Origin of the sequence: Hydrogenophaga crocea, assembly GCF_011388215.1 — a bacterium.
Taxonomy (GTDB): domain Bacteria; phylum Pseudomonadota; class Gammaproteobacteria; order Burkholderiales; family Burkholderiaceae_C; genus Hydrogenophaga; species Hydrogenophaga crocea.
Genome location: NZ_CP049989.1, coordinates 3,768,258 through 3,791,895, shown reverse-complemented (window position 1 = coordinate 3,791,895; position 23,638 = coordinate 3,768,258). Strand labels below are relative to the sequence as shown.

General features: G+C 71.5%; 24 protein-coding genes. 11 read left to right on the top strand and 13 right to left on the bottom strand.

All coding sequences use genetic code 11. From position 1 onward, the window contains the following. The first annotated feature begins 20 nt into the window (after positions 1 to 20). The 6 genes from G9Q37_RS17970 to G9Q37_RS17945 all read left to right on the top strand — a co-directional run bounded on the left by G9Q37_RS17970 (position 21) and on the right by G9Q37_RS17945 (position 5,587). Positions 21 to 656: an exopolysaccharide biosynthesis protein gene (locus G9Q37_RS17970; protein WP_166229372.1), complete on the top strand. Its 636-nt coding sequence runs from the start codon at positions 21 to 23 to the stop codon at positions 654 to 656. 60 nt (positions 657 to 716) lie between these two features. Then, positions 717 to 2,171, top strand: coding sequence for a UbiA family prenyltransferase (locus G9Q37_RS17965; protein WP_166229370.1), 1,455 nt, complete (start codon positions 717 to 719; stop codon positions 2,169 to 2,171). A gap of 3 nt (positions 2,172 to 2,174) precedes the next feature. Further along, a complete protein-coding gene (locus G9Q37_RS17960) occupies positions 2,175 to 2,546 on the top strand; it encodes an SMR family transporter (RefSeq protein ID WP_166229368.1) in 372 nt (123 codons plus the stop codon). Beyond that, positions 2,543 to 4,099, top strand: coding sequence for an ArnT family glycosyltransferase (locus G9Q37_RS17955; protein WP_166229366.1), 1,557 nt, complete (start codon positions 2,543 to 2,545; stop codon positions 4,097 to 4,099). The genes G9Q37_RS17960 and G9Q37_RS17955 overlap by 4 nt, the downstream gene beginning before the upstream one ends. 101 nt (positions 4,100 to 4,200) lie before the next feature. Next, the gene (locus G9Q37_RS17950; protein ID WP_166229364.1) at positions 4,201 to 4,668 is read left to right on the top strand and encodes a Panacea domain-containing protein; all 468 of its coding nucleotides are present in this window, start codon (positions 4,201 to 4,203) and stop codon (positions 4,666 to 4,668) included. Then, positions 4,658 to 5,587, top strand: a complete 930-nt coding sequence (locus G9Q37_RS17945; RefSeq protein WP_166229362.1) for a hypothetical protein — start codon at positions 4,658 to 4,660, stop codon at positions 5,585 to 5,587. The genes G9Q37_RS17950 and G9Q37_RS17945 overlap by 11 nt, the downstream gene beginning before the upstream one ends. Positions 5,588 to 5,608: 21 nt before the next feature. Here the strand turns inward: G9Q37_RS17945 and G9Q37_RS17940 are convergent, their stop codons facing one another. After that, positions 5,609 to 6,340, bottom strand: coding sequence for an ABC transporter substrate-binding protein (locus tag G9Q37_RS17940; RefSeq protein WP_166229360.1), 732 nt, complete (start codon positions 6,338 to 6,340; stop codon positions 5,609 to 5,611). Between the two features lie 45 nt (positions 6,341 to 6,385). Between G9Q37_RS17940 and G9Q37_RS17935 the strand changes: the two genes are divergently transcribed. Next, the gene (locus G9Q37_RS17935) at positions 6,386 to 7,012 is read left to right on the top strand and encodes a hypothetical protein (protein ID WP_166229358.1); all 627 of its coding nucleotides are present in this window, start codon (positions 6,386 to 6,388) and stop codon (positions 7,010 to 7,012) included. A 13-nt stretch (positions 7,013 to 7,025) separates the two neighbouring features. Here G9Q37_RS17935 and alr read toward each other — a convergent pair whose 3' ends face one another. After that, positions 7,026 to 8,135, bottom strand: coding sequence for an alanine racemase (gene alr / locus G9Q37_RS17930; RefSeq protein WP_166229356.1), 1,110 nt, complete (start codon positions 8,133 to 8,135; stop codon positions 7,026 to 7,028). Positions 8,136 to 8,323: 188 nt separating this feature from the next. On the opposite strand from alr, the gene lplT reads away from it, so the two are divergent. After that, entirely contained in the window at positions 8,324 to 9,595 is a 1,272-nt protein-coding gene (gene lplT, locus G9Q37_RS17925) for a lysophospholipid transporter LplT (protein ID WP_166229354.1), read from the top strand. Positions 9,596 to 9,613: 18 nt separating this feature from the next. On the opposite strand, the gene G9Q37_RS17920 is transcribed toward lplT, so the two are convergent. Beyond that, positions 9,614 to 10,774: a response regulator gene (locus tag G9Q37_RS17920; RefSeq protein ID WP_166229352.1), complete on the bottom strand. Its 1,161-nt coding sequence runs from the start codon at positions 10,772 to 10,774 to the stop codon at positions 9,614 to 9,616. Between the two features lie 166 nt (positions 10,775 to 10,940). Between G9Q37_RS17920 and G9Q37_RS17915 the strand changes: the two genes are divergently transcribed. Next, positions 10,941 to 11,429 (top strand): glutathione peroxidase, encoded by a 489-nt coding sequence (locus G9Q37_RS17915; RefSeq protein ID WP_166229350.1) that lies wholly within the window; start codon positions 10,941 to 10,943, stop codon positions 11,427 to 11,429. A gap of 3 nt (positions 11,430 to 11,432) precedes the next feature. Here the strand turns inward: G9Q37_RS17915 and G9Q37_RS17910 are convergent, their stop codons facing one another. Then, the gene (locus G9Q37_RS17910; protein WP_166229348.1) at positions 11,433 to 11,891 is read right to left on the bottom strand and encodes a hypothetical protein; all 459 of its coding nucleotides are present in this window, start codon (positions 11,889 to 11,891) and stop codon (positions 11,433 to 11,435) included. Between the two features lie 182 nt (positions 11,892 to 12,073). On the opposite strand from G9Q37_RS17910, the gene G9Q37_RS17905 reads away from it, so the two are divergent. Beyond that, positions 12,074 to 12,499, top strand: coding sequence for a CesT family type III secretion system chaperone (locus tag G9Q37_RS17905; RefSeq protein WP_166229346.1), 426 nt, complete (start codon positions 12,074 to 12,076; stop codon positions 12,497 to 12,499). 3 nt (positions 12,500 to 12,502) lie between these two features. On the opposite strand, the gene G9Q37_RS17900 is transcribed toward G9Q37_RS17905, so the two are convergent. From G9Q37_RS17900 to G9Q37_RS17865, 8 genes are all read right to left on the bottom strand, one after another. Continuing rightward, positions 12,503 to 13,066, bottom strand: a complete 564-nt coding sequence (locus G9Q37_RS17900) for a hypothetical protein (protein ID WP_166229344.1) — start codon at positions 13,064 to 13,066, stop codon at positions 12,503 to 12,505. 118 nt (positions 13,067 to 13,184) lie between these two features. Beyond that, entirely contained in the window at positions 13,185 to 13,925 is a 741-nt protein-coding gene (locus G9Q37_RS17895; RefSeq protein ID WP_166229342.1) for an LrgB family protein, read from the bottom strand. Next, on the bottom strand, positions 13,915 to 14,283 hold the full coding sequence (locus G9Q37_RS17890; protein ID WP_166229340.1) for a CidA/LrgA family protein: 369 nt from the start codon (positions 14,281 to 14,283) through the stop codon (positions 13,915 to 13,917). The genes G9Q37_RS17895 and G9Q37_RS17890 overlap by 11 nt, the downstream gene beginning before the upstream one ends. A 6-nt stretch (positions 14,284 to 14,289) precedes the next feature. Continuing rightward, positions 14,290 to 15,522: a glycolate oxidase subunit GlcF gene (gene glcF / locus G9Q37_RS17885; RefSeq protein WP_166229338.1), complete on the bottom strand. Its 1,233-nt coding sequence runs from the start codon at positions 15,520 to 15,522 to the stop codon at positions 14,290 to 14,292. A 1-nt stretch (position 15,523) separates the two neighbouring features. Further along, on the bottom strand, positions 15,524 to 16,651 hold the full coding sequence (gene glcE, locus G9Q37_RS17880; protein WP_166229336.1) for a glycolate oxidase subunit GlcE: 1,128 nt from the start codon (positions 16,649 to 16,651) through the stop codon (positions 15,524 to 15,526). 92 nt (positions 16,652 to 16,743) lie between these two features. Next, positions 16,744 to 16,968, bottom strand: coding sequence for a hypothetical protein (locus G9Q37_RS17875; RefSeq protein WP_166222755.1), 225 nt, complete (start codon positions 16,966 to 16,968; stop codon positions 16,744 to 16,746). Between the two features lie 151 nt (positions 16,969 to 17,119). Beyond that, the gene (locus G9Q37_RS17870; RefSeq protein WP_166229334.1) at positions 17,120 to 18,655 is read right to left on the bottom strand and encodes an ammonium transporter; all 1,536 of its coding nucleotides are present in this window, start codon (positions 18,653 to 18,655) and stop codon (positions 17,120 to 17,122) included. 33 nt (positions 18,656 to 18,688) lie between these two features. Further along, positions 18,689 to 19,027 carry a P-II family nitrogen regulator gene (locus tag G9Q37_RS17865; protein WP_070400158.1) on the bottom strand — a complete coding sequence of 113 codons (339 nt, stop codon included), beginning with the start codon at positions 19,025 to 19,027 and terminating at the stop codon, positions 18,689 to 18,691. A 329-nt stretch (positions 19,028 to 19,356) separates the two neighbouring features. On the opposite strand from G9Q37_RS17865, the gene G9Q37_RS17860 reads away from it, so the two are divergent. After that, positions 19,357 to 20,883, top strand: coding sequence for a YifB family Mg chelatase-like AAA ATPase (locus tag G9Q37_RS17860; protein ID WP_166229332.1), 1,527 nt, complete (start codon positions 19,357 to 19,359; stop codon positions 20,881 to 20,883). Positions 20,884 to 20,893: 10 nt separating this feature from the next. On the opposite strand, the gene metH is transcribed toward G9Q37_RS17860, so the two are convergent. Beyond that, positions 20,894 to 23,590: a methionine synthase gene (gene metH, locus G9Q37_RS17855; protein WP_240936679.1), complete on the bottom strand. Its 2,697-nt coding sequence runs from the start codon at positions 23,588 to 23,590 to the stop codon at positions 20,894 to 20,896. Positions 23,591 to 23,638 lie beyond the last annotated feature (48 nt).

Genomic DNA, 23,638 nt, shown 5'->3' with positions numbered 1-23,638 from the left:
CACACCAGCATCGCCGCCCCATGAAGTCACCACTCGCCCGCCACCTGCGCCGCGCCGCCATCCGGCACGAGCGGCGTGCGCGCACGCCCGGCCCCGCCGACGGCCCGCTGCGCCTGTCGCTGGCCGAGCTCCTGAGCCTGCACGGCGAGGGCTCGCTGCCGGTGCTGGTGATGCTGCTGTCGCTGTTCACCCTGATCCCGGTGGGCGGTGCGGGCTGGTTCGTGAGCTTTTTCATCGGCGCGCTGGGCTGGTACTGGGCCCGCGGCCGCGAGCAGGTGGCGCTGCCGGCCTCGCTGGGCCGGCTCTCGCTCAACGAGCGTTGGTCGCTGCGCAGCCTGCACGGCCTGGCCTGGCTCTACCAGCGCGCCAACCGCTGGCTGCGCCCGCGCTGGCAGGCCTGGCGCCACGAAGGCACGCGCGGCTGGTGGGGCGCGTGGATCGCGGTCATGGCCTTCATCATCTTTTTGCCGCTGCCCTTCGGCAACGTGCTGCCCAGCCTGAGCCTGGTGCTGCTGGGCCTGGGCTGGATGTTCCGCGACGGCCTGGCCCTGCTGGCGGCCAGCGCGGCGGGCGTGGGCGCCGTGGCCTACACGGTGGCGTTCGGCCAGGTCGCGATCGATCTCACACAACGGGGGTGGAACTGGCTGTTCGGGTAGGCGGCCGTGTCAAGGGGGCCCCCTAGAATCGCCCGACCCCCCTTGATACTCCCCCGCCGCATGCAAACGCCCTCGCCCGACGACTGTCCGCTGTACGTGGACCTGGACGGTTCGCTCACGCCCAGCGACACCCTGCACGAGTCGGTGATGCTGTTCCTGCGCCAGCACCCGGGCAACCTGCTGCGCATGATCGGCTGGCTGCCGCGCGGCAAGGCCGGCTTCAAGCGCGCGCTGGCCGACGCCGTGGTGCCCGAGCCCGAGGGCCTGCCCTGGCGCGAAGACTTCGTGGCCTTCCTGCGCGCCGAGCACGCGCGCGGCCGCACCCTGGTGCTGGCGAGCGCGGCCGACCGCCGCATCGTGCAGCGCGTGGCCGACCACTTCGGCTTCTTCAGCGACGTGCTGGGCACGTCCGACGGCCAGCACAACCTGAGCCGCGCGAACAAGCGCGAGGCCATCGCGGCGCACGCGCGCGCGAACGGCCACGAGCGCTGGGCCTACGCGGGCAACAGCGCCGACGACCTGCCGGTGTGGGAAGGCAGCGCGCAGGCGATCGCGGTGAACACGCCCGCGGGCGTGCTGCGCACGCTGCGCGCGCGCCAGCCGGTGGCCCACACCTTCGAGCACCGCTCGCCCTCGCTCAAGACGCTGCTGCGCGCGATCCGGCTCAAGCAGTGGTCCAAGAACGGGCTGATCTTCCTGCCGCTGCTGGCCGCGCACTCGCTCGACCCGGTGCTGTGGGGGCAGGTGATCGTGGCCTTCGTGGCCTTCGGCCTGTGCGCCTCGGCCACCTACCTGGTCAACGACCTGCTCGACCTGCCCAACGACCGCGTGCACCGCATCAAGCGGCTGCGCCCGCTGGCCGCGGGCACGGTGCGCATCGCCACTGCGGTGCCGCTGGGCCTGGGCATGATCGCCGTGGCCTTCGCGCTCGCGGTCTGGGTGGGCTGGCCGTTCACCGCCATGCTCGCGCTCTACACCACGCTCACGCTGGGCTATTCGATGCGCTGGAAGCGCATCGCGCTGTTCGACGTGCTGCTGCTGGCCACGCTGTACACGCTGCGCATCGGCGCCGGCGCGCTGGCCACGCGGGTGGACCTGTCGAACTGGCTGCTCGCGATCTCGATCTTCCTGTTCCTGAGCCTGGCGCTGGTCAAGCGCTGCGCCGAGCTCGAGGAAGCGGTCGATTCCGACAAGGCCCCCGCACCGGGCCGCGGCTACCAGCCGCGCGACCTGCCCTCGCTGCGCGCCATGGGCATGTCCAGCGGCTTCATGGCGGTGATGGTGCTCGCGCTCTACATCGATTCGCCCAACAGCCGCGCGCTCTACCACCAGCCCGACCTGCTGTGGGCCGCGGCGCCGGTGCTGCTGCTGTGGATCATGCGCGTGTGGCTCAAGACCGGGCGGCGCGAGCTGCACGGCGAAGACCCGCTGGCCTTCGCGCTCAAGGACCCGTTCAGCTGGGCCACGCTGGCCGTGATGATCGGCATCGGCCTGCTGGCCACCGTGGGACTCTGACGCATGAAAACCATCGCCCTGTCGCTCGCCGTCTTCTGCGTGCTGCTCTCCTCGGCCGCGCAACTGGCCATGAAACGCGGCCTGGCCCCGGGCTCGGGCGCCGGCGCCGACGTGGCCGGCACCTACGTGCAGGCCTTCACCAGCCCCATGGTGTGGCTGGGCCTGGTGCTCTACGGCGCCAGCGCCGTGCTCTGGCTGTGGGTGCTGTCGCGGCTCGATGTGTCGCTGGCCTACCCGCTGGTGAGCCTGGGCTTCGTGGTCACCATGCTGCTGGGCGTGCTCTGGCTGGGCGAGCCCTTCTCGTGGGTGCGCGTGGCCGGCTGCACGCTGATCGTGCTGGGCGTGAGCCTGCTCGCCTTGGACACACGCGCGTGAGCCGGGACACCCTGACCCTCGCGGCCGCGCGCCGTGTCTTCTGGTGGGTGTTCGCGGCGACGCTCGCGCTCAAGCTGCTGCTCGCGGGCGTGTTCCCGTTCACCGGCGACGAGGCCTTCTTCTACCAATGGGGCGTGCGCCCGGCCTGGCACTACTCGGACCACCCGCCGCTGGTGGGCTGGCTGCTCGCGCTGCTGCACGCGGTGAGCGACGCGCCCCTGGTGCTGCGCAGCGTGACGCTGCTCGTGACGAGCGCGATCGCGCTGCTGGTGGTCGACCTGCTGCGCCGCCTGCTGCCCGAGGAGCGCGAGGCCCAGGCCTGGCTGGCGGGCGCGGTCTACCTCGCCATGCCCTGGAGCTGGATGTTCGTGCTCGTGACCACGGACACGCTGCTGATCCTGTTCATGGCGCTGTCGTTCTGGGCCTATGTGCGCGCCGACGGCGCCGACACCGCCGACGCCGGCGGCCGCGCGACCGCGTGGTACCTGCTGTGCGGCGCGCTGCTCGGCGCGGCCTTCTTCAGCAAGTACTTCGCCGCGCTGCTGGGCTTTGCCTACGCGGCCCACGCCTGGGGCTGGCGGCGCGAGCGCTGGTGGGCGCCGTTCCTGGTCTTCGCCACCGCGCTGCCTGCGATCGCGGCCAACCTGTACCTGAACGCCACGCACGGCTGGAGCCACGTGATGTTCAACGTGTTCAACCGCAACGAGGCCTCGGCCTGGTCGCTCACCACCTGGCTCACCTACGTGGCCATGGCGCTCTACCTGGTGACGCCCTGGTGGCTCTGGCGCGCCGCGCGCTCGCGCGCGCCCGAGGGCGTGAGCCGCACCGCGCGCACCACGCTCGCGGTGCTGTGGCTGTTCCCGTTCGCGGTGTTCGCGCTGCTGGCCATGCGCCGCACCATCGGCCTGCACTGGGTGCTGGGCTTCGTGCCGGTGTTCGTGGTGTGGGCCGGCCTGCGCACCGACGTGCGCCCGCTGCGCCGCCTGCTGACCTACACCACGCTGCTGTCGCTGCCGCACCTCGTGGCGGTGCTGCTGATCGCGCTCGCGCCGCTGTCGTGGTTCGCGCACACCAAGTGGGCCGACCGCGCGGTGTTCCTGCGCGAGAACGCGGCCGTGGTCGCGGGCCTGCGCCAGGGCCTGCCGGCCGGCGCCACGCTCATGGCCCAGGCCTACAACCCCGCGGCCATGCTCGCGTTCCGCGCGGGCGTGTACATCCCGGTGTTCGGCCCGGGCCGCCACCACGCGCGCCAGGACGACCAGATCGTCGACTTCCGCACCTACGACGGCCGGCCCATCCGCGTGTTCCATTACGACGAGCCCGATCTCGCGCGCTACGCGCCGTATTTCGAGCGCGTGCGCAAGCAGTCCTACGAGGTCGACGGCGTGCGCTTCTGGTATGTGGACGGCGAGGGCTTCCGCTACCAGCCTTACCGCGACGAGGTGCTCGCGGCCGTGGCGCGCGACTTCCACGACATCCCGCGCTGGCTGCCGGTGCTGGGCAACCCCTTCTGCGAACGCTACGGCTTCGCGGCCTGCTCCCCGGGGCGCTGAACCCTGGCGGCGGTGGGGTCCGCATACCCCCGGGCTGTTCGGTGCGAACGAAATGGGCGATCATCCCTGGCCCGCGCCCGGCCGCTTCACCCCCCACCGCCATGCACGAACCCCGAACCGCCGCCAAGACCATGCTCGTGGAAGCGGACCGTGCGGGCCTGGCGCTCACCAACCTCAAGCTGCAGAAGCTGCTGTACCTGGCCCACGGCCTCATGCTCGCGCGGCACGGGCGGCCCCTGGTCAACGAGACCTTCAAGGCCTGGAAGTACGGCCCGGTGCTCGAATCGCTCTACCACCGCATCAAGGTCTTCGGCACCGACGCCATGTCGGCCGACGACCCGTTCATCAAGCCCTGGCCCGAACTGCCCGCCGACGCCGCCGACGCGCGGCGCGCCATCGCCGACGTGCTGGCGCAGTTCGGCCGCATGTCCAGCAGCGGCCTGGTGAACCTCTCGCACGCGCCCCAGGGCCCCTGGGAGCGGGTCTACACGGCCGACACCGCGTCGAGCGAGATCAGCGACGAGAGCATCGAGGACTATTTCCGCCAGTACCTCGTCGATGCCGCGTAAGACCGGCCCCACGCCTGCCCGGCGCACGGCCCGCCGCACGGGCCTCGGCCCCGTGTTCCGTCCGCTGCCCGCGGCCACCGGCGACACCGATCCCGCGCCCGAGCTGCGCGAGGACGACGCGCCCAAGGGCTTCACCGCCTACGAAGACCGCTACGTCCTGTTCATCGACATCCTGGGCTTCAGCGAACTCATCCACCAGTCCGCGGGCGAGAACCCGCCGCTGCACGGCAGCGTGTCGGCGATCTTCCAGGCGCTCGACTGGCACTTCGACGGCCTGGGCGGCGTGGTCGACGACTTCCTGGACACGCTCGACCTCGGCAGCCTCGGCGACAACGCGCTCCGGGTCCACACCTTCTCGGACTTCGTGGTGGCCACCGCGCCGGCCACCCCCGCCGGCCTGGCCACGGTGCTGTTCACCGCGTTCGACATCTCGCGCGAGTGGCTGTCCAAGAAGTACCTGAGCCGCGGCGGCATCGCGCGCGGTCAGGTGCTGCACCGCCTCGAGCCCGGGGCCGCGCCCATGGTCTTCGGGCCCGCCTTCCTCAGCGCCTACAAGCTCGAAAGCCAGGTGGCCGACCTGCCGCGCATCGTGCTGTCGCAGGCCGTGCGCAAGGAATGCGACCAGCTCGCCGAGCAGGCCGCGCCCGCGGGGCGCTTCGTGCGCCAGCTGGTGCGCCGCTGCGCCGACGGCCCGCACTGCATCGACGTGTTCGCGCACCTGCGCCGCAACGGGCTGGCGCTCGCGCGCGACCACCTGACCGAAGCGCGCCAGTTCCGCGACGCGATCGCCCACCACATGGAAGAAGCGGCCGACACGCCCAACTGGTACCGCAAGACCGACTGGCTGGCGCGGCGCTTCAACACCGCGATCCGCGACACGCGCTACGCCCACCTGCGGCTGGACGTCGACGACGACTGAGCCCGCGCGGCGCGGCCGCCCTCAGGCCGCGGGCGCCACCGCCGCGCCTTCGATGCCGTGGCGCTGCAGCGCCGCCGCCACGAACCCCCCGGCCTTCATGGCCTCGACGTAATCGCTCAGGTAGCGCGCGGCGGCCTCGCCTCGGCCGCGCGGGCAGCCCATGGCCTGGCGGATCACCATGAAGTGGCCGGGCAGCAGGCGCAGGCCACCCAGGCGCTGCGCGTCGGCCTCGAGCTGCTGCTTCACGCCCGCGGCCACGTCGGCGCCGTGTTCGACGAAGTGGCTCACCACCGCGGGCGAGCTGGGCGCGCGCTCGATGCTGGCCTGCTTGAGCTCGCGGCTCAGGAACAGGTCGTAGGCGCTGCCCTGGCCCACCACCACGCGCCGGCCGGGGCGGTCGACCTCGTCGTTGGCCTGCAGCGGCGAATCATTGCGCACCGCATAACAACCCTCGATCAGCACGTAGGGCGGCGTGAAGTGGATGCCCTCGCCGCGCTTGGGATCGATGGCGAAGAAGCCGACGTCGGCCCGCTCCTGCGTCACCGCGTCGACCGACTGGCCCGCGGTGTCGAACACCACGAGCTCGAGCGGCACGCCCAGGCGCTCGGCCAGGCCGCGCGCCAGATCGACCGACACGCCGCGCGCGCCGGCCTGGGCGTCGGGTGCGGCGAGGATGGGGTTGCCGGTGTTGATGGAGGCACGCAGGCGGCCGGTGGGTGCGAAGGCGCGGACGATCTCGGGTGTGGCGTTCATCGTGATCAGGGAAAGAAGGGACAGCGCGGATTGTCGGCTTGGGGCATGCTCGCGCCCGCCACCAACGAGGACGAGGAGCACATGATGAGGGGTTTTGCGGGGATGGGCCTGGCGCTGCTGCTGGGCCTGCTGACGGGATGCGCCACGATCGAGCCGGCCGTGCAGACCACGGCCAAGCCCGAGACCGGCATGGCCTACGTGGCCGGCCAGTTCTCGCGCAGCAACAGCGGCGGCTTCGCCTTCGTGCTGCAGAACCTCGACTCGAACGCCGAGTACTCGATGTCGCTCGGCGAAGACGGCACCTGGCCCAAGGACGTGAAGGACCAGGTGCTGGCCGTGAAGTTGCCGCCCGGCCGCTACGCGGTGAAGCAGTGGTTCACCTACGGCACGCTCACCAAGGAGCGCTCGCGCAGCCATGCGGTGAGCAACACCGAGCTGTCGCGGCCGTTCCAGGTCGCCAGCGGATCGGTGCTGTTCCTGGGCGGCTTCAGCGCCGACACGGTGACGCGGGGCAACCAGATCTTCTGGACCATCAAGCCCCGCCTGCTCAAGGAAGACGAGGCCCAGACCGCGTTCCAGTCGGCCTACCCGGCGCTGGCCGCGCTGCCCTTCGAATGCCACATGTGCATCTCGCCGTTGCTGCCGCCCTGGATGGTGCCGAAAGACCGCTGAGGCAGCGGCGCGCTCAGTCGACCTCGAAACGCACGCGCGGCGCCACCGCGCACAGCAGCTCGTAGGCGATGGTGCCGGCCGCGTGGGCGATCTCGTCGACCGGCAGCCGCGCGCCATTGGCGGCGCGGCCCCACAGCACCACCTCGCTGCCGATGCCGGCCTCGGGCTGGGCCGTGAGGTCGACCGTGATCATGTCCATGCTCACGCGGCCCACGGTGGTGCTGCGCTGGCCGTTCACCAGCACCGGCGTGCCCCCGGGCGCGTGGCGCGGGTAGCCGTCGGCGTAGCCGCAGGCGATCACGCCGATGCGCATGGGTGCGGTGGCCGTGAAGGTGGAGCCGTAGCCCACGGTGTCGCCGGGCTGCAGCTGCTGCACGCCAATGACCCGCGTGCGCAGCGTCATGGTGGGCTCCAGGCCCCAGTGGGCGGCGCTGTGCTCGGGATAGTCGGGCGCGCTGCCGTAGAGCGCGATGCCTTCGCGCACCCAGTCGGCCGCCACGCAGCTGGCGCCGCGCAGCGGGCCGCGCGCGTGGCGCAGGATGGCCGCGCTGTTGGCCAGCGTGCGCTCGCCGGGCAGGTCGTCGGTGGCCTGCTCGAACAGCGCCACCTGGTGCGCGATGCCGCGCGCGCCGTCGGCGTCGCTGAAGTGCGTCATGTGGCCGATCTCGTCGACCTGCGGCAGCGCGTTGAGCCGCGCCCAGGCCGCGCGGTAGGCCGCGGGCGTGAAGCCCAGCCGGTTCATGCCGCTGTTGAGCTTGAGGAAGACCTTGTGCGGCTGCTGCGTCTTGTGCGCGGCCAGCCAGTCGATCTGTTCGCTGCAGTGCACCGCGTGCCACAGGTTCAGGCGCGAGCAGAGTTCGAGGTCGCGCGGCTCGAACACGCCCTCGAGCAGCAGGATGGGGCCGCGCCAGTCGAGCGCGCGCACGCGCTGCGCTTCGTCGAGGTCGATCAGCGCGAAGCCGTCGGCGCCGCGCAGGCCCTCGAACGCGCGCTCGATGCCGTGGCCGTAGGCGTTGGCCTTAACCACGGCCCAGACGCGGGCGTCGGGCGCGCGCTCGCGCGCGACCTGGAGGTTGTGGCGCAGGGCGCCGGTGTGCACGGTGGCCAGGATGGGGCGGGGCATGGCGTGAGAAATGTCAAGGCGCGCGGGACAGACCGAGCGGCGGGGCGGCTTAACGGCAGCCCGGGCGGATCACCGTGCTATAACCCGCGCCACCCGACCGGAGACGAGCCACGAACTGTCGCACAACGGCGGGAACATTCGTGGCAGAGCCGCTTCATCCTGGCAGCACAGCAAACCGATTCATCGCCATGAAGCGCGGCTTCTACACCATCATGACGGCGCAGTTCTTCAGCTCGCTGGCTGACAACGCGCTCTTCGTCGCGGCCATCGAGCTGCTGCGGCACCGCCATGCGCCCGAATGGCAGGGCGCCGCGCTGGTGCCCATGTTCGCGCTGTTCTACGTGCTGCTCGCGCCCTTCGTGGGCGCGTTCGCCGACGCCAGGCCCAAGGGCCAGGTCATGTTCATCAGCAACGCCATCAAGGTGGCGGGTTGCCTGCTCATGCTGTTCGGCGTGCACCCGCTGCTGGCCTACACGCTGGTGGGCCTGGGCGCGGCGGCGTACTCGCCGGCCAAGTACGGCATCCTCACCGAGCTGCTGCCGCCCTCGCAGCTGGTGAAGGCCAACGGCTGGATCGAAGGCCTCACGATCGCCTCCATCATCCTCGGCGTGCTGCTGGGCGGCCAGCTCGTGGGCCCCGCGGTGGCGCCGCTGCTCATGAAGCTGCAGCTGCCGGGCATCGACAACGCGCCCGACGCCGCGATCGCGCTGCTGGTGCTGGTGTACGCGCTGGCCGCGGCCTTCAACCTGCGCATCCCGCTCACCGGCGTGACGCCGCGCCCCATGCCGCGCAACCCACTGGTGCTGCTGCCCGACTTCTGGACCTGCAACATGCGCCTGTGGCGCGACCGCCTGGGCCAGATCTCGCTGGCCACCACCACGCTGTTCTGGGGCGTGAGCGGCAACCTGCGCTACATCGTGCTCGCCTGGGCCGCGGCCGCGCTGGGCTACAGCACCACGCAGGCTTCGGCGCTGGTGGGCGTGGTGGCGCTGGGCACGGCGGTGGGCGCGGTGGTGGCGTCGCTGCGCATGCGGCTCGACGGCGCCACGCGCGTGATCCCGCTGGGCATCGGCATGGGCCTGCTGGTGGTGTTCATGAACTTCATCGACAACGTGTGGGTGGCTGCGCCCTTCCTCGTGCTGCTGGGCGCGCTGGGCGGCTTCCTCGTGGTGCCCATGAACGCGCTGCTGCAGCACCGCGGGCACAACCTCATGGGCGCGGGCCGTTCCATCGCGGTGCAGAACTTCAACGAGCAGGCCTGCATCCTGGGCCTGGGCGCGTTCTACAGCTTCTCCACCGGCCTGGGCCTGTCGGCCTTCGCGGCCATCACCGCCTTCGGCCTGCTGGTGGCGGGCACCATGGCCCTCATCGGCTCGTGGCACAAGCGCAACCAGCGCGAGCACGCGCACGAGATCGAGCGCCTGCTGGAGATCGCGCGCCGCGACGACCTGCACGGCTGAGGCCGCGGCGGGGGCGCTTCAGAAGCTGCCCACGTTGGTCGGCGCGAAGCCGTTGAGGTTGACCAGGTGGTGGTGCGCGAGCACCTTGTACAGATCGGCCTCGCCCACCGAGCGCGAGAGGTAGGCATCGGCGCCCGCAAGGCCGGCCTTCATGCGGTCCATGCTGCCCGCGCTGGGCGCGAACAGGATCACCACCGGCGCCGGGCGACCGCTCTTGCGCTGCTTGGCCGTGCGGCAGATCGCGAAGGCGTCGGGGCTGCCGCCGAGGCGGTCGATCACCACCAGGCGGTAGGGGTGCGCGTCGAGCATGGCCTGGGCCTGCGCGGGCTCGCGGCACCAGTCGATGCTGAGCTCGTACTTGCGAAAGCGCTTGAGCAGGATGCGGCCCTCGACCAGGCTCTGCCCGACCAGCAGGGCGTCACCGCGCGCCGCCTCGGGCAGCGGCGGCTCGTCGCGCGCGCTGCGCGTGTGGCGCGCGCGCGGCGCGGGCGGCGACACGTTGAAGAGCTCGTCCAGACCCGCGAAATCGGTCGGGCCGCTCAAGGGGATGCGCACGGACTTGGCCGCCGCGGGCGCGGCCGCGGGCGGTGCGACGGGGGCCGTGACCGGCGCCGCAGCGGCGCGGGCCGGCAGCGCGGCGTCGTGCTGTCGCCGCTCCTCGCGCGTGAGCGGCCGCGTGGGCGGGAACTCGGTTTCGGAGTTGCGTCGGCGCGTGCGGCCGGCCGGCGCCAGCAGCGGCGCGGCCTGCGGCCTGCCGCTGGCCAGCCGCATGCTCGCGTCCAGACCCTGCAGCTGCGAGGCCTTGAAGGGTTCCGTGGCCGCGAAGGCCTGCGGGACCAGGGGGGCGGCGGCCGCGCCGGCCCGCGCGGTGCGCAGGCCCACCAGGGCGTCGAGGGCGCCCAGCAGCGAAACGAGCCGGATCGGCTTGGCCAGCAGCGGCCAGCCGGTGCCGCCGTCGTGCCCGCCCACGAGCAGCACCCGTCCCGGCAGCTGCGCGTCGCGCACCAGGCCCAGGGCCTGCGCGTTGTCGGCGTTGACCACCAGGATCTGGGCGTCGAGCACTTCTTCCTGCACCTCGTAGGCGGGCGGCCGCCGGGCCGCGAGCCGGAAGAACGATTCGAAGGTGGCGCTCTCGGTCTGGGAAAACCCGACCAGCGCCACGGTGTAGGCAGCCCCCATGGACGGCTCCGATCGGTGGGTGATGGTGGTTTGGTTACGTTCGGAAACGCCGCGCAGTATCGCCGCAGCGACTGCTTTTGCGTGACAGGGCGAACCCTTCGGTCGGCCTGTGTGAAGATTTCGTCTGACCGCTCACCGACTTGCCCACCCCACCCAAGGACCCGCCATGCCCGACAGCGTCTACTCCTTCGAAGCCCAGACCATCGGCGGCCAGACCGTGCCGCTCTCGCAGTACCGCGGCCAGGTGCTGCTGATCGTGAACACCGCCAGCGCCTGCGGCTTCACGCCGCAGTTCGCGGGGCTGGAAAAGCTGCACGCCACCTACGGCCCGCGCGGGCTCGCGGTGCTGGGCTTTCCGTGCAACCAGTTCGGCGCGCAGGACCCGGGCAGCAACGAGCAGATCGCGGGCTTTTGCCAGCTCAATTACGGCGTGAGCTTTCCCATGATGGCCAAGATCGACGTCAATGGCGCCAACGCGCACCCGCTGTACCGCTGGCTGACCGCCGAGGCCCCGGGCCTGCTGGGCAGCAAGGCCATCAAGTGGAACTTCACCAAGTTCCTCGTGGGCCGCGACGGCCAGGTGATCAAGCGCTACGCGCCGCAGGACGCCCCCGAGAAGCTCGCGGGGGACATCGAGAAGGCGCTGGCGGGCTGAGGTTCAGCCGTCGCTGTCGGGGCGTTCGCCGACGGGGTCGGCCTTGGTGCCATTGGAGCCGCCCTCCGGAAACTTGTTGAGCATCGCGAGAGCGCGGCCCGCGAAAGGGTCGCGGGCCAAGATCTCGTCCTCTTCGTCCATCAACTTTGCGACGCGGTCGTTCCAGCGGTGGCCGCCCTTGTGCTTGGGTTCGGTGCCATGCGCCTCCCCGTAGGTCTTGGCGCCTTCCGGGCGCGCGTCCATGCGTTGCTGGTGCCGGCTCGGCCGGATGTAGCGGACCGGCTGGCCGTCGTTGCGGGTGATCTGCTGCACCAGGTGCACGGGTGAAAGCACCACGGCTTCGAAGCCACGGCCCATGTTCTGGAGCAGGTCGAGGGTGTTGCGCTCATGGTATTTCGCGCCCGTGAGGGTTCGGGTGAAGGCGGGCGGAGGGGGAGAAATCGATGCGCTGTTTCGGTTCATGGTGGCTTGGGTCAAAAGGATGAAAGGACTTGCGACGGCAGTCGGAAGACCGCGCCGGGGCTTAGGTAACGGCAGCCATCAGACCAATCCTGGATCGGCCATTCGATCCGCCAACCGGCGGAGCACCGGCGCGCGCGAAGCCGCTGCAATCGGCCTTTTGCCGTTCGCATGCAGAGGCCGCCATGACCCCCGAGCAATTCCGTGAACTCTGCCGAGACGCGTCGCGCGCGCTGGGCCTGGCCGATGTCGAAGCGCTGTTCGAGAGCCGCGACACCGTGCTCGACGGCGTGAAGGTGGGCAGCTTCCACGACGAAGCCGCCGACCCCGACGGCGTCTTCTGCTATGTCGACCTGGGCCCGATCGGGCCGCACGCGCGGCCCGTGGAGCTGATGGAAGAGATCCTCGCGCTCAATCTCAGCCTCGACGGCGCCATGGGCGAGGTGATCGGCATGGAGCGCGAGAGCCGGCACCTGGTGCTGCGCGCGCGCCTGAGCGAGCAGCAGGGCGCGCTCGACGCCCACGAGTTGGCCGAGTGCCTGCGGCACTACGCGGCACTGGCCAACGACCTGTTCGAGCGGGTGCTGATCGGGGTGGAGCGGGCGGGCTGACGCTCAGTCTTCGAGTTTCGCGATTGCGATCGCTTCTGCGATGGCCTTCAGACACACTGCGCGCAGGTCCGCATCCGCCGGCAGCAGTTCGTAGCGCTGGGCAACCGGCAACTCGACATAGCCGCGGCCATCGGCGCCGCCCTGCTGGAATTGGAACAGCAGCGTTTCGCCGATCGTTTGATTGGCGAACAGTTCTTTCATTGCGCGATCGGCGCAGGTCTGCATCGCTTCGGCCTGATCAGGGTCGTCCACGCCCAGCCGGCCGAAGAGGCGCTGATCTTCGTTTTCCGCAAGGTGCCGGGCCACAGCTTCGTCGGCAACGGTGGCCTGGGCCTGCTGGTAGGTCTTGCTGCCCTCTGGACGAAAGGCCATGCGCTTCTCGTGGCGGCTGGGTTCGATGAATTCGACGTCCCCTCCAAGCACCTGGCCGATCAGGTGCTTGGGGAACAACACGACCGCTTGCAGGCCACGCTTCACGTTCTGCGCCACGTCGCCGGCGTTGCGCTTGTGGTACTCGAGGCCATGAAGGTTGCGGGTGAAGGCGTTGGGATTGCTGGCTTTGTGCATGGTGAACCCGGTGGGTTGGGGGAAGGGGTGGCGCGCGGGGAAACGCCCCGACGCCGGGGTCTGCGTAACCGCCCGTGGCCACCCGCTCCCACCTCGGCCTTCCGGTCGACGCCAGCCCTCACAACACCCGTAACAAGCCCCCCGCCAGCCACGGCAGCACCAGCGCACTGAACAGCGCGCTCAGGCCCATGGCGAGCCCGGCGAAGGCGCCGGCCTCTTCGCTCACCTGGAAAGCGCGCGCGGTGCCGATGCCGTGCGCGATGGTGCCGAGCGCGAAGCCGCGCACCGCGGGCTCCCGGATGCGCAAGGCATCGAACAGGTAGCGCGCGCCAAGCGCCGCGCTCACGCCGGTGGCCATCACCAGCACCGCGGTGAGCGAGGGCAGGCCGCCGAGCTTCTCGGCGATGCCCATGGCCACGGGCATGGTGACCGACTTGGGCGCAAGCGAGGCCAGGGTGATGCGCGAGGCGCCCAGGGCCCAGGCCAGGCCGATCGCGCTCACCGTGGTGACCACCACCCCGGCCACCAGCGCCCCGAGCAGCGGCAGGGCCAGGCGGCGCAGGCGGTGCATCTGCTCGAACAGCGGCACGGCCAGCGCCACCGTGGCCGGGCCGAGCAGGAAGTGCACGAACTGCGCGCCCTCGAAGTAGGTGGCGTAGGGCGTGCCCGTGACCCAGAGCAGCGTGGCCAGCACCGCCACGGCCAGCGGCACCGGGTTGGCCAGCGGGTGGAAGCCGCTGCGCCGGTACAGCACGAAGGCGCCGTGGTACACGAGCAGCGTGAGCGTGAGCCCCAGCAGCGGCGTGGCCGCGAGGTAGACCCACAGCGCCATCAGGCTGGGCGGGGACTCAGCCGCCATCGCGCGGGCCCTCGCGGCGCGCCTGCCAGTGCATGAGCGCGAGCAGGGTGAAGGCGGTGGCCAGCAGGCCCAGCAGGGTGCTCACCACCAGCGCCACGCCCAGGGCCAGCGCCTCGTCGCCCAGGCGCTGCAGGTGCTGCATCACGCCCACGCCCGCAGGCACGAACAGCAGCGACAGGTGCTGCAGCAGGCCCTGGGTGGTGGGCTTGATCGCCTCGAGCGCGCTCGGGCGCAGCAGCAGCGCCAGCAACAGCAGCGCCAGCCCCACCACGGGACCGGGCACGGGTGCGCCGGTCAGGCGCACCGCCACCTCGCCCAGCAGCTGGAACACGAGCAGGGTGGCCAGCGCGGGGATCATGGGCGCTCAGGCCTGCAAGGCCTCGTCGAGCAGCTCGACCCAGTGCCGCACCGGCGTGTCGGTGCCGCTTTGCAGGTGCGTGATGCAGCCGATGTTGGCGCTGGCAATGACCGCAGGCCGCAGCTCGCCCAGGTGGTCGAGCTTGCGGTCGCGCAGCGTGGTGGCGATCTCGGGCTCGAGCACCGAATACGTGCCGGCCGAACCGCAGCACAGGTGGGGCTCGATGCGGGCGGTGCGCACCGTGAAGCCGAGCTCGCCCAAGCCGCGCTCGACGCCGCCGCGCAGCTGCTGGCCGTGCTGCAGCGTGCAGGGCGGGTGGTAGGCGATGACGCGCTGCGCGTCGGGCAGGGCCGCCAGTTTCGGCCGCAGCGCGGGCACGAGCGCGGGCAGCAGCTCGGACAGGTCGCGCGTGAGCGCGCTGATGCGCGCGGCCTTGTCGGCGTAGGCGGGGTCGTCGCGCAGCTGGTGGCCGTAGTCCTTGACCATGGCACCGCAGCCCGAGGCGTTCATCACGATGGCCTCGGCGCCTTGCGCCACGTGGGGCCACCAGGCGTCGATGTTGGCGCGCATCTGCGCGCGGCCGCCCTCGTGGTCGTTGAGGTGGAACTTCACCGCGCCGCAGCAGCCGGCCTCGGGCGCGAGCACGGGCTGGATGCCCGCGGCGTCGAGCACGCGCGCGGTGGCGCTGTTGATGTTCGGGGCCATGCCGGGCTGCACGCAGCCCGCGAGCATGAGCATGCGCCGCGGGTGGGTGCGCGTGGGCCAGGCGCCGGCGTCGCGCGGCGCGGGCACCTTGGCCTTGAGCGCGTCGGGCAGCAGGCCGCGCACGGCCTGGCCCAGCTTCATCGCGGGGCCGAACAGCGGCGAGGGCAGGCCTTCCTTGAGCAGCCAGCGCACGGTGCGTTCGCCCGCTGGGCGCGGCACCTTCTCGTCCACCAGCGCGCGGCCGATGTCGACCAGGTGCCCGTACTGCACGCCGCTCGGGCAGGTGCTTTCGCAGTTGCGGCAGGTGAGGCAGCGGTCGAGGTGGCGCTGGGTCTTGCGCGTGGGCGTGGCGCCTTCGAGCACCTGCTTGATCAGGTAGATGCGCCCGCGCGGGCCGTCGAGCTCGTCGCCGAGCAGCTGGTAGGTGGGGCAGGTGGCGGTGCAGAAGCCGCAGTGCACGCACTTGCGCAGGATGGCCTCGGCCTCGCGGCCGGCCGCGGTCTCTCGGTACTCGGGGGCGAGCTGGGTCTGCATGTCAGAACACGGCGGGGCCGCAGAACACGCCGTGGGGATCGAAGGCGCTGCGCAGGCGCTGCATCACGGTCTGCAGCGCGGGCGCGGGGGTGTCGAAGCGGCGCACGCCCGCGGCGCCGGTCGCGGGCTGGCGGAACAGCTGGGCGTGACCGCCCGCCGCGCGCGCGGCGTCGCGGATCTCGCGCTCGGCCTCGGGCGGGGCCCAGAGCCAGCGCTGCGCGCCCTGCCATTCGATGAGCTGCGGCCAGGCCGCGAGCAGCGGCCCCGTGGTCTGTGGCACCGACACGCGCCACAGGCCGTGCGCGGGCGACGGCGCCTGGGCGAGAAACGGCAGGCGGTGGTCGCGGCACGCGGCCCAGTCGGCGCCGGCCTGCGCGGTGTCGAGCCGCACGCCGCCGGCCTCGCGCTGCAAGCGGTTGCAGGCGGCCTCGACCGCGGCCACCGCGCCACGCAGGCGCACCAGCAGTTGCCCCTGCGGCGGCTCGCCCTGCCAGCGCGAGGCGTTCAGCGGCAGCGGCTCGCCGCCCCAGCGGTGCAACTGCTCGAGCGCGTCGCGCTGGCCCAGAGGGAACAGCAGCGTGGCCTCGGCGGGCGGCACGGGCAACACCTTGAGGCTCACGTCGGCGATCACGCCGAGCAGGCCCCAGCTGCCCGCGAGGGCGCGGCTGAGGTCGTAGCCCGCCACGTTCTTCATGACCTGGCCGCCGAAGCTGAGCAGCTCGCCGCGGCCGTTGATCAGGCGCGCGCCGAGCACGTAGTCGCGCACGCCGCCCGCGCTGGCGCGCGCCGGGCCGGCCAGGCCGCTGGCCACCATGCCGCCCACGGTGGCGCCCGCGCCCAGGTGCGGCGGCTCGAAGGGCAGGCACTGGCCGTGTTCGGCCAGCGCGGCCTCGACCTCAGCCAGCGGCGTGCCGGCGCGCACGGTGATGACCAGCTCGCTCGGCTCGTGGCTCAGCACGCCCGACCAGCCGCGCACCGACAGCGCTTCGCCCTCGACGGGCCCGCTCACCGACGACTTGCTGCCGCCGCCGGCGATGCGCAGGCGCCGGCCCTGGGCCACGGCGGCGCGCACCTGTTCGATGAGTTCGCCGGGGTGATCGGCCGTGGGGGCACCGGGGGTCGCTGACATGGCGGCGATGGTAGTCGCCGGCCTTGGGGCCGCCCTTGAATTTTTTGCACGCGGCGCTGCAATCGCCGAGAGCGGAGGGCCGGGTGCCGCGGTCAACGGCCGGTGAGGCCGAGACAGGCGCCCGCGTCGGGGCGGCCCTTGCACTCGCGGCGCAGGCGGCGCTCGCGCGCCGCGGGGGATTCGTCGGACGGGGCGGGCACGAACTTCAGCGCGCCCGGGGCTTGACGCGCCGGCGCGGGCTTTTTGGCCCACGCAAACGGCACACCGGTCTGCACCACCACCACGAAGGCCAGGGTCCACAGCGTCTTTGCATGCATCGTCACTCCCTTGTGAAACAGGGCGGTCATGCTAGGCCGCGCCGCGGCGCGCTGCTCCCCGGGGGTACGCAAAAAAGCCCGCGGACCTTGCGGGCCGCGGGCTGAGGGGATGACCACCCCGCCCGTCGACGGGGGGTGACCCTGGAGGAGATCAGCGGTTGTAGGCGGTCTCGCCGTGCGAGGTGATGTCCAGGCCTTCGCGCTCGGCCTCTTCGCTCACGCGCAGGCCGATGGTCAGGTCGACGATCTTGAAGGCGACCACCGAAACCACGCCCGACCACACGATGGTGAGCAGCACGCCCTTGGCCTGGATCCAGACCTGCGAGGCGATCGAGTAAGCGTCCGGCGCCACCATGGCCACCGTGGTCCAGTCGGCCACCAGGCTGGGGCCGCCGAGGTTGGGGGAGTTGAACACGCCGGTCAGCAGCGCACCCACGATGCCGCCCACGCCGTGCACGCCGAACACGTCGAGCGAGTCGTCGGCGCCGAGCATCTTCTTGAGGCCGGTCACGCCCCAGAGGCAGGCGAAGCCGCCGACAAGGCCGATGACCAGCGCACCGGGGATGCCGACGTTGCCGGCGGCCGGGGTGATGGCCACCAGGCCGGCGACGGCGCCCGAGGCGGCACCCAGCATCGAGGCCTTGCCCTTGAGCATGGACTCACCCAGGCTCCAGGCCAGCACGGCGGCGGCGGTCGCGACCAGGGTGTTGATGAAGGCCAGCACGGCGAAGCCGTTGGCTTCCAGGGCGGAGCCGGCGTTGAAGCCGAACCAGCCCACCCACAGCATGGAGGCACCGACCATGGTCAGCGTCAGGCTGTGCGGCGCCATGGCTTCCTTGCCGTAGCCGATGCGCTTGCCCACCATGAAGGCGCCCACCAGGCCCGCCACGGCGGCGTTGATGTGCACCACGGTGCCGCCTGCGAAGTCGAGCGCGCCGTGCTGCCAGATGTAGCCGGCCTTGGCGTTCATGGCGTCGACCACGTCGGGGCTGGTGTAGGCGTCGGGGCCCATCCAGAACCACACCATGTGGGCGATCGGGGCGTAGCTGAAGGTGAACCAGATCACGGTGAACAGCAGCACGGCCGAGAACTTGATGCGCTCGGCGAAGGCGCCCACGATCAGCGCGCAGGTGATGCCCGCGAAGGTGGCCTGGAAGGCGGCGAACAGCAGTTCGGGGATCACCACGCCTTTGCTGAAGGTGGCGCCCATCGCGAAGGTGCCGGCGACGTTGTCCCAGGTGCCCGCGAGGAACAACCGGCTCAATCCGCCGAAGAAGGCGTTGCCCTCGGTAAAGGCCAGGCTGTAGCCGTAGACGGCCCACAGCACCACCACCAGCGAGAACACGACCATCACCTGCATCAGCACCGACAGCATGTTCTTGCTGCGCACCAGGCCGCCGTAGAACAGGGCCAGGCCGGGCACGGCCATGAAGGTCACGAGCAGCGTGGACACCATGAGCCAGCTCACGTCGCCCTTGTCGGGCGTGGGGGCGGCGGCGGGTGCAGCCGCCGGTGCTTCGGCGGCGGCCGCCGGAGCGGCGGCAGCCGGCGCTTCAGCCGCAGGTGCGGCCGCGGCCGGTGCGGCAGCGGCCGGCGTGTCGGCCGCAGGGGTTGACTGGGCGAGGGCTGCGCCGCCGCCGATCGCCAGGCCCAGGCCCAGCAACAGGGAAGCCAGGAATTTCTTCATTTGGATGATCTCGGTTGGAATGCGGGAAATGGCTCAGATCGCCTCGTTGCCGGTTTCACCGGTGCGGATGCGAACCACCTGTTCGAGCGGGGAAACGAAGATCTTTCCGTCGCCGATCTTGCCGGTGCGGGCCGCACCTTCGATGGCTTCGATCACGCGCTCCACGAGGTCGTCGGCCACGGCGGCCTCGATCTTGACCTTGGGCAGGAAGTCGACCACGTACTCCGCGCCGCGGTACAGCTCGGTGTGGCCCTTCTGGCGGCCGAAGCCCTTGACTTCGGTGACGGTGATGCCCTGCACGCCCACACCGGACAGTGCCTCGCGCACTTCGTCCAGCTTGAACGGCTTGATGACGGCTGAAACCATTTTCACGACGATCCCTCCAGGGAGTTGGTTGATCCGACCTCGGGATTAGCAGCTTGTGTGCCAAGTCGGTGTACCCCCTGGGGAACACACGGCACCAGAAAGAGGCCTGGGTCGGCCGCGCCCGCCCGCACGCCGCCAAATGGCACCATTCCGGTGCTTTGGCGCCCAGATTGGGGAGTGCGGGGGCCGCCCGGTGCGGCCGCCGCCGCGCCGCCGCACCAGCTTGGCGCCGTCCGCCCCCGACACCCCCGGGCAGCATCGGCGCCGGCGCGCCGCCACAATCGCCGCCCCGTGGCCGCAAGGGGTGGCCGCGCACCCATCCAGGGAGACGACGCATGGGACTGGCGCGCGTGCACAGCCGAGCCTTGCAGGGCCTGCAGGCCCGCCCGGTGACCGTGGAGGTGCACCTGGCCAATGGCCTGCCGGCCTTCACGCTGGTGGGCCTGGCCGACACCGAGGTGAAGGAAGCGCGCGAGCGCGTGCGCGCGGCCATCGCCCACAGCGGGCTCGAATTCCCGTCGAACCAGCGCATCACCGTCAACCTCGCGCCGGCCGACCTGCCCAAGGACTCGGGCCGCTTCGACCTGCCGATCGCCCTGGGCATCCTCGCCGCCAGTGGCCAGATCAGCGAGGAAGCGCTCACCCACGCGGTGTTCGCGGGCGAACTGTCGCTGGGTGGCGAGCTGCGCCCGGTGCGCGGCGCGCTGGCCATGGCGCTCGCACTGGCGCGCGAGCCCGTGCCCGCGCTGCTGGTGCTGCCCCCGGGCAGCGCCGAAGAAGCGGCCCTGGTGCCACAGGCGCGCGTGGTGCGCGCGCGCCACCTGGCCGATGTGGCCGCGCGCTACCGGCGCGAGCGGCCCGCCAGCGGCGAGGACGGGGGCTGGAGCACGGTGGCCGCGCGCACGCCGGCGGCGCCGCTGCCCGGGCCCGACCTGGCCGAGGTGCACGGCCAGGCGGCCGCGCGGCGCGCGCTCGAAATCGCGGCCGCGGGCGGCCACAGCCTGCTCCTGGTGGGGCCGCCGGGCGCCGGCAAGTCGATGCTGGCCCAGCGCCTGCCCGGCGTGCTGCCGCCCATGGCCGACCACGAGGCGCTCGAGGCCGCGGCCGTGGCCTCGCTCGCGGGCCGGTTCTGCGCGGCCGACTGGGGCCGGCGCCCGATCAGCAGCCCGCACCACAGCGCCTCGGCCGCGGCGCTGGTGGGCGGCGGCTCGCCGCCGCGGCCCGGCGAGATCTCGCTCGCCCACCGCGGCGTGCTCTTTCTCGACGAGCTGCCCGAGTTCCCGCGCCACGCACTCGAAGCGCTGCGCGAGCCGCTGGAGACCGGGCGCATCCACATCGCGCGCGCGGCCTGGCAGGTGGAGTTCCCGGCCGACTTCCAGCTTGTGGCGGCCATGAACCCCTGCCCCTGCGGCTGGCTCGGCCACCCCACGCGCGCCTGCCGTTGCAGCCCCGAGCAGGTGGCGCGCTACCAGGGCCGGCTCAGCGGCCCGCTGCTCGACCGCATCGACCTGCAGGTGGAGGTGCCCGCCCTGCCCGCGACCGAGCTGCTGCAGGGCCCGGGCGGCGAGCCCAGCGCCGCGGTGCGCTCGCGCGTGATGGCCGCGCGCGAGCGCGCGCTGCAGCGGCAGGGCGTGGCCAACCAGGCCTTGCGCGGGCAGGCGCTGGACGAACACGCGAGCGCCGACGCGCCCGCGCGGCAGCTGCTGCAGGCCGCGGCCACGCGGCTGGGCTGGAGCGGCCGCGCGGTGCACCGCGCGCTGCGCGTGGCGCGCACCATCGCCGACCTGGCCGGCCACGGCGCGGTGCAGGCGGCCGACGTGGCCGAAGCGGTGCAGTACCGGCGCGCGCTGGCCGCGCGCTGAGCGCCGGCGCTCAGAGGTTGGGGGCGAGCCAGCGCTGCAGTTCGTTGCGCGCCACGCGGCTGCGCTCGGCGAGGTCGGCGAGCTGGTCGTCACCGATCTTGCCGACGTTGAAATAGGTGCTCTGCGGGTGGCTCAGGTAGAAGCCGCTCACGCTGGCCGCGGGCGCCATGGCCAGGCTTTCGGTCAGCGACATGCCGATCTCGCCGGCCTGCAGCAGCTCGAACAGGCCGCGCTTGACGCTGTGGTCGGGGCAGGCCGGGTAGCCGGGTGCGGGGCGGATGCCCTGGTACTTCTCGGCGATCAGCTCCTCGTTGCTCAGCGCTTCGTGGGGCGCGTAGCCCCAGAGGTCGGTGCGCACGCGCTGGTGCATCTGCTCGGCCAGTGCTTCGGCCAGGCGGTCGGCCAGGGCCTTGAACATGATGGCCGAGTAGTCGTCGTGGTCGGCCAGGAACTGCTGCTCCTTCTTCTCGACGCCGATGCCCGCGGTGACGGCGAACACGCCCACGTAGTCGCGCGCCACGCCCTGCGGCGCGACGAAGTCGGCCAGGCAGCGGCTCGGGCGCATCACGCCGTCCACCTCCTGCTTCTCGGTCTGCTGGCGCAGGCCGTGCCAGACCAGCGCCGGGCGCTCGCGCGACTCGTCGGCGTAGAGCGCGATGTCGTCGCTGTTCACGCTGTTGGCCGGGTACAGGCCGATCACCGCGTTGGCCTGCAGCCAGCGGCCGTCGATCAGGCGCTGCAGCATGCGCTTGCCGTCGCTGAACACGCGGCGCGCCTCTTCGCCCACGATCTCGTCCTTGAGGATCTCGGGGAAGGGGCCGGCGAGGTCCCAGGTCTGGAAGAACGGGCCCCAGTCGATGTATTTCGCGAGCTCGGCGAGGTCCACGTTCTTGAACACGCGGCGGCCGATGAACTTGGGCGCGGGCGGCGCGTAGCCGGCCCAGGCGATCGGCGTGCGGTTGGCGCGCGCCTTCTCGAGCGGCCACAGCGGCACCTGCTTCTTGTTGGCGTGCTGCTGGCGCACCCGCTCGTAGTCGGCGTTGACCTCGGCGATGTAGGCCGCGGCCTGCTCGGACAGCAGGCCCTGCGCCACGCTCACGCTGCGCGAGGCGTCGGGCACGTAGACCACCGGGCCTTCGTAGTGCGGCGCGATCTTCACCGCGGTGTGCACGCGGCTGGTGGTGGCGCCGCCGATCAGCAGCGGGATCTTGCGCACGCGGAAGTGCTCGTCCTTCTGCATCTCGCTGGCCACGTACTGCATCTCTTCGAGGCTGGGCGTGATCAGGCCCGACAGGCCCACGATGTCCGCACCCTCGACCTTGGCCTTGGCCAGGATCTCGTGGCACGGGACCATCACGCCCATGTTCACCACCTCGAAGTTGTTGCACTGGAGCACGACGGTGACGATGTTCTTGCCGATGTCGTGCACGTCGCCCTTGACGGTGGCGATGACGATCTTGCCCTTGCTGCGCACGTCGCCGCCCGCGGCCTCCGTGCGCTTCTTCTCTTCTTCGATGTAGGGCAGCAGGTGGGCCACGGCCTGCTTCATCACGCGCGCGCTCTTGACCACCTGCGGCAGGAACATCTTGCCCTGGCCGAACAGGTCGCCCACCACGTTCATGCCGTCCATGAGCGGGCCTTCGATGACGTTGAGCGGACGTCCGCCTTCGGCCTCGATCTCGCGCCACATGGCCTCGGTGTCTTCGGTGATGAAGTCGTTGATGCCGCGCACCAGCGCGTGCGACAGGCGCTCGCGCAGCGGCAGCTCGCGCCAGGCGTTCTTCTGCGAATCGTCCTTGGCCGCGCCCTTGGCGGTCTCGGCGATCTCGAGCAGGCGCTCGGCCGCGTCGGGCCGGCGGTTGAGCACCACGTCTTCCACGCGCTCGCGCAGCACCGGCTCGAGCTCGTCGTACACGCCGACCATGCCGGCGTTGACGATGCCCATGTCCATGCCGGCCTGGATCGCGTGGTACAGGAACACGGTGTGGATGGCCTCGCGCACCGGGTCGTTGCCGCGGAAGGAAAAGCTCACGTTGGACACGCCGCCCGAGACCTTGGCGCCCGGCAGGTTGCGCTTGATCCAGCGCGTGGCCTCGATGAAGTCGACCGCGTAGTTGTTGTGCTCCTCGATGCCGGTGGCGATCGCGAAGATGTTGGGGTCGAAGACGATGTCCTCGGGCGGGAAGCCCACCTCGTCGACCAGGATGCGGTAGGCGCGCTCGCAGATCTCGATCTTGCGTTCGTAGGTGTCGGCCTGGCCCTTCTCGTCGAAGGCCATCACCACGGTGGCCGCGCCGTAGCGCTTGATGAGGCGCGCCTGGCGCTTGAATTCCTCTACGCCTTCCTTCATCGAGATCGAGTTCACCACGCCCTTGCCCTGCAGGCAGCGCAGGCCGGCCTCGATCACGCTCCACTTGGAGCTGTCCACCATCACCGGCACGCGCGCGATGTCGGGCTCGCCGGCCATGAGGTTGAGGAAGCGCACCATGGCGGCCTCGCTGTCGAGCATGGCCTCGTCCATGTTCACGTCCACGATCTGCGCGCCGTTCTCCACCTGCTGGCGCGCCACCGCGAGCGCGTCCTCGAAGCGGCCTTCGAGGATCATGCGCGCGAAGGCCTTGGAGCCGGTGACGTTGGTGCGCTCGCCGACGTTGACGAACAGGCTGCCCTCGCCGATGACGAGCGGCTCCAGGCCCGACAGCAGCATGGGGCGCACGGCGGAGGGGGCGGCGGAAACGGAAGACGGAACGGGGTC

What these genes read in the sequence shown, in the direction of transcription:
- G9Q37_RS17970 (WP_166229372.1), top strand. Translation starts at nt 21, where the DNA reads ATGAAGTCACCACTCGCCCGCCACCTGCGCCGCGCCGCCATCCGGCAC.
- G9Q37_RS17965 (WP_166229370.1), top strand. Translation starts at nt 717, where the DNA reads ATGCAAACGCCCTCGCCCGACGACTGTCCGCTGTACGTGGACCTGGAC.
- G9Q37_RS17960 (WP_166229368.1), top strand. Translation starts at nt 2,175, where the DNA reads ATGAAAACCATCGCCCTGTCGCTCGCCGTCTTCTGCGTGCTGCTCTCC.
- G9Q37_RS17950 (WP_166229364.1), top strand. Translation starts at nt 4,201, where the DNA reads ATGCACGAACCCCGAACCGCCGCCAAGACCATGCTCGTGGAAGCGGAC.
- G9Q37_RS17945 (WP_166229362.1), top strand. Translation starts at nt 4,658, where the DNA reads ATGCCGCGTAAGACCGGCCCCACGCCTGCCCGGCGCACGGCCCGCCGC.
- G9Q37_RS17940 (WP_166229360.1), bottom strand. Translation starts at nt 6,340, where the DNA reads ATGAACGCCACACCCGAGATCGTCCGCGCCTTCGCACCCACCGGCCGC.
- G9Q37_RS17935 (WP_166229358.1), top strand. Translation starts at nt 6,386, where the DNA reads ATGCTCGCGCCCGCCACCAACGAGGACGAGGAGCACATGATGAGGGGT.
- alr (WP_166229356.1), bottom strand. Translation starts at nt 8,135, where the DNA reads ATGCCCCGCCCCATCCTGGCCACCGTGCACACCGGCGCCCTGCGCCAC.
- lplT (WP_166229354.1), top strand. Translation starts at nt 8,324, where the DNA reads ATGAAGCGCGGCTTCTACACCATCATGACGGCGCAGTTCTTCAGCTCG.
- G9Q37_RS17920 (WP_166229352.1), bottom strand. Translation starts at nt 10,774, where the DNA reads ATGGGGGCTGCCTACACCGTGGCGCTGGTCGGGTTTTCCCAGACCGAG.
- G9Q37_RS17915 (WP_166229350.1), top strand. Translation starts at nt 10,941, where the DNA reads ATGCCCGACAGCGTCTACTCCTTCGAAGCCCAGACCATCGGCGGCCAG.
- G9Q37_RS17910 (WP_166229348.1), bottom strand. Translation starts at nt 11,891, where the DNA reads ATGAACCGAAACAGCGCATCGATTTCTCCCCCTCCGCCCGCCTTCACC.
- G9Q37_RS17905 (WP_166229346.1), top strand. Translation starts at nt 12,074, where the DNA reads ATGACCCCCGAGCAATTCCGTGAACTCTGCCGAGACGCGTCGCGCGCG.
- G9Q37_RS17900 (WP_166229344.1), bottom strand. Translation starts at nt 13,066, where the DNA reads ATGCACAAAGCCAGCAATCCCAACGCCTTCACCCGCAACCTTCATGGC.
- G9Q37_RS17895 (WP_166229342.1), bottom strand. Translation starts at nt 13,925, where the DNA reads ATGGCGGCTGAGTCCCCGCCCAGCCTGATGGCGCTGTGGGTCTACCTC.
- G9Q37_RS17890 (WP_166229340.1), bottom strand. Translation starts at nt 14,283, where the DNA reads ATGATCCCCGCGCTGGCCACCCTGCTCGTGTTCCAGCTGCTGGGCGAG.
- glcF (WP_166229338.1), bottom strand. Translation starts at nt 15,522, where the DNA reads ATGCAGACCCAGCTCGCCCCCGAGTACCGAGAGACCGCGGCCGGCCGC.
- glcE (WP_166229336.1), bottom strand. Translation starts at nt 16,651, where the DNA reads ATGTCAGCGACCCCCGGTGCCCCCACGGCCGATCACCCCGGCGAACTC.
- G9Q37_RS17875 (WP_166222755.1), bottom strand. Translation starts at nt 16,968, where the DNA reads ATGCATGCAAAGACGCTGTGGACCCTGGCCTTCGTGGTGGTGGTGCAG.
- G9Q37_RS17870 (WP_166229334.1), bottom strand. Translation starts at nt 18,655, where the DNA reads ATGAAGAAATTCCTGGCTTCCCTGTTGCTGGGCCTGGGCCTGGCGATC.
- G9Q37_RS17860 (WP_166229332.1), top strand. Translation starts at nt 19,357, where the DNA reads ATGGGACTGGCGCGCGTGCACAGCCGAGCCTTGCAGGGCCTGCAGGCC.
- metH (WP_240936679.1), bottom strand. Translation starts at nt 23,590, where the DNA reads ATGCTGCTGTCGGGCCTGGAGCCGCTCGTCATCGGCGAGGGCAGCCTG.